Here is a 13808-nt window from a genome sequence, read left to right on the forward strand (position 1 = left end):
ATAAGTGAGGCTATGAGCACCTCTCCTTTTTTTATGTGCAAACACATGGTATCATTCCAGGCCGGGAAAGGTCTTTGCAGGTTTTGAACTTTTTTTATAAAATTTTAACCTTTGTGGTGAGGGGAGGGGATTACTTTAATAAAAAACAATGAGGGGCAATGGAGGGTAGTTGCAATTGATTGAAAAGCTATTTTAGATGCGGAGCCAACAGCTTTACCCCGAAGGCATGTTGTATTCGAGCTATAAGCTCATCCGCTAAGTTATCCGAATGAGCTTGACGTTAAACTTCATCGACATCAATTAAGAATACCCGCTCCTGGAATCCGCCTCGGGCCTCGGCTTTGTCCGCCCGCAGCTTGTCCAGCTCGGGTACATTCGCTCCATGTACTTCTGCCAGCGCTCGGATGACTTCCAGCATATCCGCCAGCTCTTCCAGCGCGTCCTGATCTTTATCTGCTGCAAAATATTCCTCTGTCTCTTCACGAAGCTTCGTTCGCAGTTCCTGCTTATACTCCTCCAGGTCCAAAATGCGTGTCCGACATTCCTTCCCCTGAGACATAATGATATGCGGAATCCGGTCTCGCACCAGCTTGTTGTATGTAGGCATATCAAATAACATCCTTTCTGATGTGGAGATTAAAAAATTTAACAATTTAATTGAACGGGTTTTCTTTAAAAATAGACGGATACCTCTTCGATGGATTAGCTACAATGCGCCGCGACATACGCTCTAGAATAGAGTCTGTTTTATAAAGCAACATGTCTACTTCCTCCAGCTTCATCGTCTCCCTGGATGCTTCTTCCTCTCCGGAAACCAGATAATGCATGGTACCCATAAACAACACCATATCTAAACACGGCTCAGCATCCGAGCGAATTAGTCTGAGCAGATCGTTCATGGATAGGCTGATGGATAAAGGTATGATTTGATTTCGATGTACATAAATGGCCTTCGCCATTGAAAATATGGCGCGATCACAAAGAATGAGGCAGTTTAGCCATTGATCATGATCACGCATCATCTGGGCAAGCTGCATTTGGTATTGGGCAAGCTTTTGAAAATCCAGCATGCAATTCAATATGTGGGTGTCACTATACTTAGGCAATTTAAAATCAGCTTCACTATGTAGTTGGTTGCTTAAGGAGTAATGTTTCATGGGGGGAATCAACTCCTGAATTAGAATTTCATAAACAGTGTGAGCAACGTAGCATATCAATGGACCACTAAAATGTATAATTTTCTAGCTATCGGACAAGCTTCATAATGAATATTACTATATAGTAGTTTTTAATTCAATTTACTTACTAACGCATATTAATTAGATGTAACTCTTTCTCTACACTTCTAACTATAGAGAGGTGTATTCATGTCAGAACTTTTAGAATTAGTCGGTACACGTATCCGAGATATTCGAAAGTCCAAAGGGCTTTCGCAAGAAGCTTTAGCCGAACAAGCAGGATTCAATTCGAGTTATATTGGTTTCATCGAGCGTGCGGAGAGAAATATATCTTTGAAAAATCTGGAGAAAATAGCGAAGGCATTGAACGTGGGCGTCTATCAATTGCTTACATATGTGAAGGAAAATGATGAGCTTACCGAAGAAGATTCGAGTATAAAAGCCATTTTGTCTCTCCTAAGAACTCGTGAAACCAAAGATACTGAGCTGGCCTTAAAGATTCTTACGGATATATTTATTAGAATGGATGAACGATGAAACAAAAAAAAGGAACTGCACTCTGCAGTTCCCTACCTACCTCTTACGACAACGCCAGCATCGCTTTCATATCTTCCTCTGCGGTCGTAATTAGCTTCAAGCCAAACATATCCACCAACACATCCAATACACCAGAAGAAATAAACTCAGGCGGTTTCGGTCCGATGCGAATATCCTGGATGCCAAGACTGAACAAGCCTAGCAGGATGGCAACCGCTTTTTGCTCAAACCAGGACAGCACAATGCTGACAGGCAGCTCATTCACTGTGCATCCGAAAGCATCGGCTAATGCCAGAGCGATTTTCACAGTAGAACCTGAATTGTTGCATTGTCCCAAATCAATATAACGCGGAATGCCAGTATCTCCAACGGTGCCATAGTCCACATCATTAAAGCGGAACTTACCACAAGACGTGGTCAAAATGACCGTGTCGTTCGGCAAGGATGTAGCCAGCTCGCGGTAATAGTTACCGCCTTTGCCTGGTGCGTCGCAGCCTGCGATGACGAAGAAACGGCGGATATGTCCATCTTTGACTGCCTGAATGATCTCAGGTGCCAGCCCGATAACTGTCTCATGATGGTATCCTGTCGTAAGCACTTGTTCAGAGTCTACATCTGCGGCTGGCAGAGCCAACGCGCGTTCAATCAGTGGAGAGAAATCGTCGTTCACAATTTTGGCAACACCCTCCAGCCCTGCTACTTCATAAGAGAAGAAGCGGTCTGCATATGTGCCTTTAATCGGCATAACACAGTTCGTCGTAGCAAGAATCGCCCCTGGGAATTCCTCGAACAATCTGCGTTGATCGTACCAGGCCTTGCCGATATTGCCCTTGAGATGTGCATATTTCTTCAACGCCGGATAACCGTGGGCAGGCAGCATCTCCGAGTGAGTGTAGATATTGATGCCCTTTCCTTCGGTCTGACGCAGTAATTCTTCCAGCGCGTACAAATTATGTCCGGTCACGACGATGCATTGACCTTCGATTTTATTTTGGCTGACGGTAATCGGCTGTGGAATGCCAAAACGATCCGTATGCGCACGATCCAGCACATCCATGATCCGTACAGCTGCATTTCCGACCTTCATCGCCATTTCCAAATGCTCTTGTACATTAAAGTTAGAATTGGTTAAGGTCATATATAACGCTTCATGCGTGATCCGATCCACCTCAGGATCGGTATATCCCAACTGACGAGCATGTGTCGCATAGGCAGCAATCCCTTTTAATGCAAAAATCATTGTATCTTGCAAGCTTGCTACCGTCTCATTTTTCCCACATACTCCGATGACTTTACACCCGCCGCTCGGCGTCTGTTCACACTGATAACAAAACATATCGTTTTCCTCCAAATATTGATAGATATTTGTTCGTTATCTACAGGGTAACAAACCCCTGAACGTGCGGGTGTGATTACACACACACTTTTTAGTACAGATTATAATGAGACGGTGCAGGCACTTCGCAATCCAATCATTCCTATTCCGACGAATTTTCCTGAATTCCCCCGCCCTTACGGTACTGCACAGGGGACACGCCCATGGTCTTTTTAAAAGCAGTGCTAAAATAATGCTGACTGTCGTATCCCGTACGTTCTGCTATTTCAAGCACAGACAACGTCGTAGAGTCCAGCAGCTGTGCTGCTTTGCGGATACGGGCACGCGTGACGAGGGTCACGAAGCTGTCATTGAGCTCCTTTTTGAGCACACGGCTGAGATATACAGCAGAGACCTGTAGACGCGAGGCCAGAGCTTCCAGCGTCAGTTCCCGATCGGCATAACCTTCCTGAATAAGCTGCCGGGCCCGGCGCACGATGGGAGGTAGCTGCGATTCACCGTACACCCGATCCCGGCTGATCCGATACGCATCGATTGCGCCTTCCAACCCACCCGTGTTGGGCTCCACATGTGTGTGAACCGCTATATTCAGATAGCGGCCCATGGCCTGCTCTATGGAAGCGCCGATCGTCTCGGGTGCCTCCTGCCACAGGCATATGCCGATCAGCCCGTTTGCATCGCGGAACAACACATGCGATAGGTTCTCCAGCAATTCGCCAATAATATTTTCTGCGGCGAAAAGAAACAACTGGCGATCATTCTCGCGCATAATCGTCTGCCGCGCCTCTGCCGCTGGCCACCGTACCACACCGATCTGAGCAGGTGGCCGGGATGGAAGACGTAAAAACGTCAATTGCTCCATAACGTCCTTTCCCGTGTGCTGTCCTTCCAGCCATTCCAGGCAAAATCGCTGGCGCAGCAGCGGAATATTGCGTTCAATCTGCCCGGCGGCTTGTTCCACATAGGCGGCACGTTTGTACTCCTCGTCCAGTCGCTGACGAAGGCGCGACAACGCAGCGTGAAGCTGATTTGCATTTACCGGCTTCAGAATATAATCCTCTACGCCAAGTCGGACAGCCTCCTGCGCATAAGCAAACTCATCATGCCCGGAAATGATCAGGCAACGGCATTCCGGACGTTCTTCCCGCAGCCGCCGAATCAGTTCAATCCCATCCATGAACGGCATATTCATATCGACCAGCAAGATGTCGATGCTAAGCTGATCAACCAGTTCCAGCGCTTCTTCACCGTCCTCGGCCTCGGCTACAACCTCCATGCCCAGAGCTGCCCAGTCCAGGCAATCCCGAATCCCCTCACGAATGATCGGCTCATCATCTGCGATCAATACTTGATAACATTTGGCCGTGGCTATGCTTACTTCTGGTATGGCCTGGTCAATCAGACTCGCCGTTGTCGCGTTGTCTGTTCCCTTGAATTTCGTCATCCTGACCCTCTCCTCTGTCATAAGGCTTCTTCAGTTGCGCCATATCCAGCAGCAACGGATGAGTGATTGTAACGCAGGTACCTGTCCCTTCTTTACTGTCCAATGTAATTCCATATTCCTCGCCAAAAGACAATCGGATACGCGCTTGCACATTCAGCATGCCGTAACTTCTGCCATTTGTACGAACGCCCTTTTGTTTCTGTCTTCCTTCCATCGCCTCCAGTGGTCTTTCCAGCCATTCACGCAGCTCACACAGACGTTCCGCCGTCATCCCTGCACCGTCGTCACGTACCGTCAGCAGCAGCTTGCCGTCCTCGGCTTTAGCTTCTACGCAAATTGTGCCTGGACCGCGTCTGGCCTTAATACCATGGTAAATCGCATTTTCCACTACAGGCTGAAGCATCAGCTTCAATACAAACAGATCCTTCAGCTCGTCGGGAACATTCAATTCCCAGCGAAGTCGATCACGATAACGGGTTTGCTGGATTTGCATATAGCTCGTGATATGCTCAACCTCAGAGCGCAGCGGAATAAAGTCATCCCCTTTGCTGAGTCCAAGGCGGAACAATCTCGATAACGCCCCCACCATGTCGGATACGTCGTCTGCTCCATTTTTCCGAGCCATCCAATGAATTGTATCTAGCGTATTGTATAGAAAATGCGGCTTAATATGCTCTTGGAGACTGCGCAGTTCGGCATCCCGTTTTTGCCGTTCCCTCAGTTCACTAAGCAACATGAGACGGCGGATCTGCTCCAGCATCCGGTTAAAGCTCCGGCCCAGCATTCCGATTTCATCCCCGCGCTCACTCCACTGGCGAACCGTAAGATCCCCTGTCTCTGCCTTACGCATATAAGACATAAGCCGGAAAATCGGCTGCGCGATGGAACTGGATAACCGCAAGGATGCCGTTAAACCAAACAGACATACAATGAAAACAAAACAGACGACGTAGAACTGAATTTGCCGCACTTCCAGTGTAGATTCGCGTGCCGGGAATACTCCCACTGTTCTCCAGCCCGTGAACTCGGAAGCCTGGAACATGAAGAGCAATTCCCTACCTCCGGCTTCACGGGTAAACATTCCGCTATCCTCTGTCCCGAACCATTGCGGCGGAATGCGCTCAATCAAAGGCATATCTGGCATATATACACTGCGTCCCTTGGCATCTGTCACCATGACATACCCGCTTTTGCCCAAGGTTACATCTCTGGCGGCTTGTGACACAGCCCGCAGCTTGAGATCGATCATAATCACACCCAGTACATGTCCTGTCTCTGGGTCCGTGACCGAGCGAACGACAGAGACAATTTCACTATCCTTATACCGGACATGAGTGGTCACATTACGGTGACTTGGCTGTCCCAGCACCGTGAATATACCTGCATGCTGCGCCGCCTGTGTGTACCAGTCTTCTTCCGTCAGGCTGCGCGTGCTTCGAGCATACATTTCATTGCTAATATAATCGCCTTTTTCGTTCACGATCAGAATCCCGGCAATTTCAGGATATAAGGTGGTAAACCCCTGCAAAAATTGCTTCATTTTATACAGCGTATCCTGCTCCTGTACGGAACTTACTGCCTGCTTGGAGCCGGGAGCCTGGTTTTGCAGAGGCTTCTGGGCTCGCTCCCCCTGATTTTCTGGCATTAAACTACTCGTATGAACCGCGTGGCCATCGGCCAGCGTCCGCCCTTTCCAAAACTCCCCAATATCAGGATTAAAGGCAATCAGATACGTCATGTTCTGCAAATTTTCCATTTTAGTATCCAGTGCTTCGTTCACCTTGCCAATCAACTGCATCGTATGATTTTCCACCTGCCGCTCAATAATCCGTTCCACCGTCCAATTCACCAGCAGGCCTAGTCCCAGCGAAGGCACGATGCCAAACAGCAAGAACAGCACCATGAGCTGATAACGTAAAGGCATATTACGCAAGCGAAGCCGTGGCATCATTTGGTGCAATCCTAAGTAGAAACGCTTCCAAAATTTATTTTGCATAATAATCATCTACATTCGCTCGGGTGACGACGGAAATCCCAGTATCTACCCGCACGGGCAGCGGAGTATTGTCTCCAGAGGAAGAAGGTGCAGGAATCGTCAAATGATGATGCAGATGGAACAGATATTGAAGTGACCAATAGCCCATATTCCATGTCCCTTGGGCAATTGTGGCCGAGATCGTCCCATCACGAATCATATCCAGTGTCGCTTTGTTCGTATCAAAAGAAATAATTTTCAGCGGATGACTGCTTTTTTGGCTCAGTGCTGCCTCACCCACACCTGTTCCTCCGGTGGCTTCGGTCACAAAAATACCCGCCAGTTTCGGATAAGCTTTCATTAGCCTTTGCGATTCATCCCTAGACACCATCACGTCAGCACGACCATCTACCACTTCCACCACCTTCATGGCAGGATACTGCCGCTGAATGGTATCGCGAAAGCCGCGCGAGCGTTCCTCATGATTTTGCTGCCCAGGCAGTGTGAGAACAGCGACTTGGCCTTCACGTCCCAACAGCTCTGCCATTTTTTCCGCAGCGGTCACGCCTGCCTTATAATTATCTGTGCCCAAAAAAGTATATGCCCGGCTCCCCGGCGCTCCGGCGTCAAACAGCACTACAGGGATGTCGGCATCCAGTGCCTTATTAATGACCGGGATCAGGGAGTGGGGATCAATCGCTGATATGGCAATGCCTGCGGGTTTACGGGCAATCGCCTGCTCAATGACCGTCGTCTGCTCCTGTGCATCATACCGGGTAGCCCCCCGATACTCCACTGTCACCCCCAAGGCATCCCCAGCATCCTCGAAGCCCTTGAGCCCGCTTTTCCAATACTCCAAACCGGACTGGAACGTAATCATCATATACGTTTCTCCGATACTGCCTCGTAGCCCTTTTTCCTCCCAAGCTCCATTCAACCGCCCGGTTTGTTCATATCTGAACACATAGAGAGCAAAGGCTGCAATCAGCAGCATGTACACCAGCAGCGTTTTCTTCATCCTTCCTCTCCTCTTCCTGTGCGTATCCTTAAGTTATAAATTCACTTTAATTTATTCTGGTTTCACTTAGATTGTAAACGCAATCATATTAAATTGGAACTACTTCGCTCTTCTTACTTTCAGGTGGCGTTAATCCTGCACTAATGTTTCTACGTTACAATACCTACAATTGTGCTAGGGAAAACATGTGCGAATCTTGAGGAAAAGGAGTGATATGGATGAGCAAGCCACGTATTGCGGAATGGACAGAACTACGGGGTCTTGCCTACCTCGCTGTCGTGCTTCAGCATTGCATTGGCGAATATATTTATCGCAGCGACATCCAACAGCCGGATTCCGTTATGCTCGCGATGCTGTACCATTTGACACGTTTTGGCACACCCACGTTCGTCTTCCTGTCTGCGGCGCTGCTATTTTATAATGGTAACAAACCGATTGGCTATTCCCGTTATATTGGCAGACGGTTTCGAGATATTTATGTTCCTTTTCTCTGCTGGACCATTGTTTATTGGGTATGTACTCAGAACTGGTCAACAGCGCAGTGGGGAAATATATATTTTTACAAAGGCATGTTTGAAGAAATGATCATCCCCGTCAGCGGATATCATCTATGGTTTGTGGTCATGATCTTTCAGTTTTATATTTGGTTTCCTTTATTTGCAAAAGCAACCGAACGGATTCGGACGCTTCTACGTCCTTTTAGCACCAAAAGGCGCAAGCAGCTTGTTTTGGCTGTGATGCTGATTGCTGCTGCGGCTTATGCGTTGCTGTTACAATGGTCCTACTATGACATGTCTGCATGGAGCGCTTGGTTGCCATCCTTTGGACAGACCCTGTTAGATTACCGCACTTATAACTTTGTTATGTACTTTTTCTATTTTATGCTGGGCGCAGTATGCGCCTATATGACGGACACCTGGCGGGGATTGGCCCAACAGACGTTGCCGTGGAATGTATTTATCTTTATTGGTCTGTTCATGCTCATGGGTCACACGATGCTGATCCAGTCTGGCGATACGATCAATCTCAATATTTCTACTTATCTGAAGCCAAGCACCTTCGTGCTGATTGTCTCGCAGTTGCTTTTGTTGTACGGACTGCTGCTTCATTTGCAAAAAGACCCGCGTACCGAGCCGTTTCGCCGTATGCTTAACTGGATTGGACGCTACTCCTTCGGAGGATATCTGGCCCATGCACTCGTGCTATCCTTCATATCCTATTACACTCGTCCGCTTGCACTGGGTGATCATCATTTTACAGCTACGCTCATTACGTTTGTCGTCGTGGCAAGTGTTTCTCTGGGCATCAGTTGGTTCTTTGCCCATCTGCCTGGCGGCAACTGGATTGTTGGCTCCAAAGGCAGACAGCGCTTGAACTGGCGGCCTAATTTTCAGTTTCTCTCCTCCAAACGTGCTTCCAAAAGCACACAGGAGCTTGGCTAATCTTCTGCTCAGCGTTTCAGCATAGGGATTCCAAGCTACATCAAAAGACTTTCGCAGGGCTCATGTATTGAGCTCTGCTTTTTTTATTGTCAAAGTATGCTGAATCATATCCCAGAGTGATTAACATTTTATGACATGGATATGTATTTTATTTTAAAATAAGTCATTATATAGAATAATTGTAAGCATTACGTGGGAGAAGTCACAGTTTTGCATAAAAAGAATGGGGGGATAAACTCAACATACCATTGTCGCTGATCATGATCTGATCCACAACTTGGTGAGGCTGCTTCCTGGTCTGAAACATACGGTTGAACTGATTAATCAGTTCATCCAAAAGCATAGACTGCTCCAGTACACAAGCATGTCCTAAGCCATACTCTGTGTACAGATCATGTAGGCGTTGTCTGGCGCATTCCATTTGTTGAATTAACGTTTTCGTTTCATCCTTGTTCATCCTACATACCTCCTATTGAATCTCATTTTAAGAAAGGATGTACAAATACGTCAGGATCAATTTTGAAGCAAAAAATTACAAAATAATACAAAAAAAGACCAGCATTAAGCTGGCCTAGAGTAAATGAATTAGTGCTTGATCAAGATCCACCAACGTGTTCTTGAATTTAAATAGTTTCATGTATTTTTTACACTTAAACTAGCACATTGATCTCAGTAATAAGCTTTACTATCAAGAAGAAAGCCATCTTTTTGATCGACTTTTTCCCATAGACTTTGCAATTTATCTTCTGTTTCTGGAACTGCATATGCCCTGAAGCGTTCAAACAGCATTGCACAATTATGCATAAGCAGCCCTTTATTAAGAATTTCAGCCTTATCCCAAGCATTTAATAGACATTTAAAACCATATGGATATCTGCCTTTATTTAGACTGTACTTAGCCATTTTGTACCAGAATCGCACGTATTCTTCTGGCAAAACTTGCTGTGTATACATGTCTGAAAATGCCGGCTCCTGATAAGCTTCAATTTGAGATTCAAAGCGCCGGAGAATATGATCTACATCTACATTATAGCGATTAGCCACTTCAAGGACGTTCAATAGCTCGGCTAAAATCTCTTTTTCAGCAGCTATATGTTCTACGTAATCTGGCAGAACACTAATATCACCAGACATAAGTCTGTTGACGTAAGTATTAATTTTCGCCCATTGCTGATATTGCTTCTTCCAATACAGAGACTCGGGGTCTTTTTCCTTCACCCAACTAAGGTCAGCATAACCACGAATATGTGCTAATGCTTGTGCATGATCGCCTTTTGCATCACAAGCATTAGCACACAACAATTCGGCGTAAACTATGTATACAAACAATGGTCTGCTTAGCTTTTTTCGTGGTTCTGTTCCTTTGCGCTTGGAATTGTGAACCAAATGATATTGAAGTTGTCCTAACTGACCCATCCGATGTGCAAATTCATACACCTTGTCCCACATGCTTAATGATCTATAGACATTCGCTAAATCTTTTAGAGCATCTAATTGCTCTATCTCGTCTAAGCGATCCACAAAGGGGGCAAATTCAATGGCAGCCTGAAGATTTACAGCCCGATCTTGTCCAACTTTGATTTGGAACAAGCGATACTGGCAGATTGCCAATCGCTCTGAATGCTGCTGCTTCTCACTTTCAGCTACCTTTTTGTATAAGTAAGCGGCTGCTTCGTTGTAACCGTCTTTGTATACATTTTCGGCGACTTCAAAGAGCGATGGCAGATAATTAGGGTTATCCAATAACAGAATGACAACTCGCTGCAAGCAGTCCAATCGCCCTAGCTCAATGCAACGGTACAGGAACGGACTGATTTTTTTCCAGTTCAGCGGACACTCTTCAATGTATTCTAAAATATAACGTTCGTAAAAGTGATCCGGTGGTAAATTCATTCCCACAGTTATACTATCCAGTTGGTGAACAGACATAGATCGATTGCCCGTCACAATACCACTAACTGTACCTACATTCAAATCGATCTTGTGACCAAACTCGGTCATGGTTAAGCCTTTTCTTTTCAGATAGGTTTGAACTTCTGCCTGTATCGTAGGTGTGATTTCCATGGATAAACCACCCTTTCAGCATCTTCATAGATTCCCATTTTCAATAATTCATATAGTTTTGAAACAAATAGTATAATTACTGTTTTTTCATTCATGATAATACCATCTTTTGGAACATCAATAAATACTTTTACTTTATAGATTTTTATATTTTTATTAGGAAATCATTGGATGATAGATTATTATGATAGGAGAAGGTCACTTGAAAAATACAGGTATGACACGTCCCTTGGACACGTTAGGCCGGATTGTTATTCCAAAGGAATTGCGAACCTCTATGGGTATTCAAGCTGGCGAGTCTTTAGAATTTTATTTGGATGTTGAAACCGGATTGTTAAGTATGCGGAAGTATATTGGTGTCTGCTGTCACTTATGCCATTCGGTCCAGGATTTAAGCTATTTCAGACATTCATTTTTATGTAAAAAATGCATACAAGATTTGAAGGGAAACATCGAGGTATGTTCAGTACCTGTTCCTGCTGTCAACGAAGCTGTGGGCAAGGAAAATAGTCTGAACCGATCGTCTTCACAACATTTGGTTGAACATCTAAGAAGACTTATGCGTGAGTATCCAACAGCCCAGCAAGGCGAATATGCTGAATGGCTTGGCGTGTCACAAAGCCGTATTTCCCAGCTTAAAAAGCTATTATAGGTATCGCTTCACTCGCATCCCAGCAAAACTCAATAACCAGTCGCTGTTTATTTCAAGCGACTGGTTATTTTTTAACTTTGAATCCGTACTGACCAAAATTCAACAAATTAGATTCCAAAACTTCCAGATGATATTGCTGTAAAATATGGATTTAAACTCTTCAAGATGATATATTCTGACTATATGTAAACTTCCTAAAAACGCTTTTAACGGACTTAAAACTAAAAAATTAACGTTGTGAGTAGGTGTATAAATGAAGTCACATGTTCTAATTTATGATGGGTATGTTAGTTTTGAAATTATGCTAGCAACCTATTTTATGAAAACCAAAGGGGATATTGTTACGATTGGAGTATCCAAAGATCCTGTCATTTCCTATGAGGATTTTAAAGTTACGCCTGCGGTAGCCCTTGATGAAGTGTCTGCGGAGGACATTCAACTCCTAATTATACCTGGTGGAGATAACACTCAATTAAAGACAAACAAGCAACTGCTAGCTCTCATTAATGCACTGAACAATGATCATAAAGTGATCGCAACCATTTGTTCTGCCACTGAACTGCTAGAGCTAGCAGGTGTTTCCCCTAAAAATCATGTGAGTCATCCATCGGGCCTGGAAATACACAAGAATATCATATCTGCTAAACCCAATAAGTATGTAGATTTTGCAATCGAAATAGGTAAGGTCATGAATATTTATACGGATGATGAAGATTTTAATGAAACGATAGACTTTTTTAAGCTTTTTAAAGAAAGCTGACTCTCCTCACAACAATCACTTTATGCATGGTGGTATTTGGGATATTATTAATAAGGAAATTAGGATACATAAAGGGGTTAATAAATTGAAGGACAAATTAAAGGGGTTACTCGTGGGCTTAACCATGGGTACGATGATTACGGGTGCAACCGCAATGGCTGCATCTGGAACAAGTGTAAATGCTGTTGTGAAAAAGTTTGATGTATTTTTAGAGGGTACAAAAAAGAACACTGCCGATGGCTTGATTTACAACGGAAACACATACATCTCTGTTAAGGATATTGGAGTTGCAGAAAGCAGACAAATCAGCCTCGTTGGTAACAAACTGTATTTAGGTAGACAACAAAATATTATTACAGAAAATCAAGCACTCGATATTCTTTTGGATAAAATAAAAAATGAAGCCGCTAAATATAATTTACACGTAATGGTTGAAGGGATCGAAGGAACAAAATACTCTTTAAGAGCTTTCGAAGATTTCCCTGATCACATTGCAACTTATGGATTCTATTACGTAGACAAATACACTGGTAAAGTAACTAAATATGACATCGTAAATGATAAGGAAGTTGAAATATAAGGATGGGTTCTCCCCATCCTTTTTTATTGTAAAACGATCCTACTCCCAGACTATCGCTTCAATTGAGCTTCATTCGAAGTTCCAGATTTACGGTCGAATGTAATCGGGCCTTTACGGTTCACAAGCCTTTTCAAATCCACGGTCATTTCGTTCTTCAATTTATCAATGAGCTGATCCTCTTGAATTCCTTTGCTTTTAGCAACCTCGGCCAACGATTTCCCTTGTCCCAGCTCTTTCTCTAACTGGACAGGAGTGATGCCCAGCAGCCTAGCTACTTTCTCGTTGAGATGGTGATTCAAGCCGCCAGGCCTTTTGCCATGTCTATGTCTGTGCACATGTCCGTGCCCGTGATCGTCCTGTGATTCAACATTCCACTGTTGGGCTTCCCCTTGGACTGAATTATTGGGAGTGAGAGCTTGCAACGAATGCTCTGATTCCATACTGGATGCTCCTGCGGGACTCGTAGCACCGAACATCATTACTCCTCCATATAGGATAGCAGCGGTCAATTTCCATTGTTTATTCATGTTGCAGACCCTTCTTTCACCCTTTTTCATCAATATTTTCTCTTTCAGCTTTTTTTATTCGTATTTCGCCTGTTAAGTAACCATAAGACGGGAAAAAGAGCTCATGAGCATTGCTATCACAATTACACCCAACCTTCGATCTTCACGCGCTCCTTGAGAACCCTATCGTGTAGAGTGAGCAAAAATAAACAACTAAACTTTCTACAATATAACTTGAAGTTTTTCAGGTTAAATATAAAGGGTAACATGATAATATTAATTTGTAATCGATTACAATGTATTTTTGGAAATAAAT

Annotated in this window: 14 protein-coding genes; 5 read left to right on the top strand and 9 right to left on the bottom strand. The window is 44.6% G+C overall.

Translation table 11 applies throughout. The features are described from left to right. Nucleotides 1-280 precede the first annotated feature (280 nt). Both C0638_RS02350 and C0638_RS02355 read right to left on the bottom strand, forming a co-directional pair. Nucleotides 281-607 (bottom strand): nucleoside triphosphate pyrophosphohydrolase, encoded by a 327-nt coding sequence (locus C0638_RS02350; RefSeq protein ID WP_058711971.1) that lies wholly within the window; start codon nt 605-607, stop codon nt 281-283. 46 nt (nt 608-653) lie between these two features. Continuing rightward, the gene (locus C0638_RS02355; protein WP_058711972.1) at nt 654-1157 is read right to left on the bottom strand and encodes a hypothetical protein; all 504 of its coding nucleotides are present in this window, start codon (nt 1155-1157) and stop codon (nt 654-656) included. Between the two features lie 210 nt (nt 1158-1367). Between C0638_RS02355 and C0638_RS02360 the strand changes: the two genes are divergently transcribed. After that, a complete protein-coding gene (locus C0638_RS02360; RefSeq protein WP_058711973.1) occupies nt 1368-1715 on the top strand; it encodes a helix-turn-helix domain-containing protein in 348 nt (115 codons plus the stop codon). A 43-nt stretch (nt 1716-1758) separates the two neighbouring features. Here C0638_RS02360 and hcp read toward each other — a convergent pair whose 3' ends face one another. The 4 genes from hcp to C0638_RS02380 form a co-directional block, all read right to left on the bottom strand. Continuing rightward, nucleotides 1759-3051 (bottom strand): hydroxylamine reductase, encoded by a 1293-nt coding sequence (gene hcp / locus C0638_RS02365; RefSeq protein WP_058711974.1) that lies wholly within the window; start codon nt 3049-3051, stop codon nt 1759-1761. A 142-nt stretch (nt 3052-3193) separates the two neighbouring features. Then, entirely contained in the window at nt 3194-4495 is a 1302-nt protein-coding gene (locus C0638_RS02370) for a response regulator (RefSeq protein WP_058711975.1), read from the bottom strand. Beyond that, entirely contained in the window at nt 4446-6446 is a 2001-nt protein-coding gene (locus C0638_RS02375) for a cache domain-containing sensor histidine kinase (protein WP_040103769.1), read from the bottom strand. Before C0638_RS02375 ends, C0638_RS02370 begins: the two co-directional genes overlap by 50 nt. A gap of 34 nt (nt 6447-6480) precedes the next feature. Next, nucleotides 6481-7488, bottom strand: a complete 1008-nt coding sequence (locus C0638_RS02380) for a substrate-binding domain-containing protein (protein ID WP_013369733.1) — start codon at nt 7486-7488, stop codon at nt 6481-6483. 218 nt (nt 7489-7706) lie between these two features. On the opposite strand from C0638_RS02380, the gene C0638_RS02385 reads away from it, so the two are divergent. Further along, complete coding sequence (locus C0638_RS02385) at nt 7707-8930, top strand: acyltransferase (protein WP_040101962.1); 1224 nt, start codon at nt 7707-7709, stop codon at nt 8928-8930. A gap of 202 nt (nt 8931-9132) precedes the next feature. Here C0638_RS02385 and C0638_RS02390 read toward each other — a convergent pair whose 3' ends face one another. After that, nucleotides 9133-9387 carry an aspartyl-phosphate phosphatase Spo0E family protein gene (locus C0638_RS02390; protein WP_058711976.1) on the bottom strand — a complete coding sequence of 85 codons (255 nt, stop codon included), beginning with the start codon at nt 9385-9387 and terminating at the stop codon, nt 9133-9135. A gap of 212 nt (nt 9388-9599) precedes the next feature. After that, nucleotides 9600-10994, bottom strand: coding sequence for a helix-turn-helix domain-containing protein (locus C0638_RS02395; RefSeq protein ID WP_102163321.1), 1395 nt, complete (start codon nt 10992-10994; stop codon nt 9600-9602). A gap of 184 nt (nt 10995-11178) precedes the next feature. Between C0638_RS02395 and C0638_RS02400 the strand changes: the two genes are divergently transcribed. From C0638_RS02400 to C0638_RS02410, 3 genes are all read left to right on the top strand, one after another. Beyond that, entirely contained in the window at nt 11179-11646 is a 468-nt protein-coding gene (locus C0638_RS02400) for an AbrB/MazE/SpoVT family DNA-binding domain-containing protein (RefSeq protein WP_058711174.1), read from the top strand. A 253-nt stretch (nt 11647-11899) separates the two neighbouring features. Then, nucleotides 11900-12406 (top strand): DJ-1/PfpI family protein, encoded by a 507-nt coding sequence (locus tag C0638_RS02405; RefSeq protein WP_058711173.1) that lies wholly within the window; start codon nt 11900-11902, stop codon nt 12404-12406. Nucleotides 12407-12491: 85 nt separating this feature from the next. Then, the gene (locus tag C0638_RS02410) at nt 12492-12986 is read left to right on the top strand and encodes a hypothetical protein (RefSeq protein WP_058711178.1); all 495 of its coding nucleotides are present in this window, start codon (nt 12492-12494) and stop codon (nt 12984-12986) included. Between the two features lie 50 nt (nt 12987-13036). Here C0638_RS02410 and C0638_RS02415 read toward each other — a convergent pair whose 3' ends face one another. Further along, nucleotides 13037-13513: a hypothetical protein gene (locus C0638_RS02415; protein ID WP_058711172.1), complete on the bottom strand. Its 477-nt coding sequence runs from the start codon at nt 13511-13513 to the stop codon at nt 13037-13039. Nucleotides 13514-13808: the final 295 nt, after the last annotated feature.

Source organism: Paenibacillus sp. lzh-N1 (genome assembly GCF_002872435.1).
GTDB classification, from domain to species: Bacteria; Bacillota; Bacilli; order Paenibacillales; family Paenibacillaceae; genus Paenibacillus; species Paenibacillus polymyxa_C.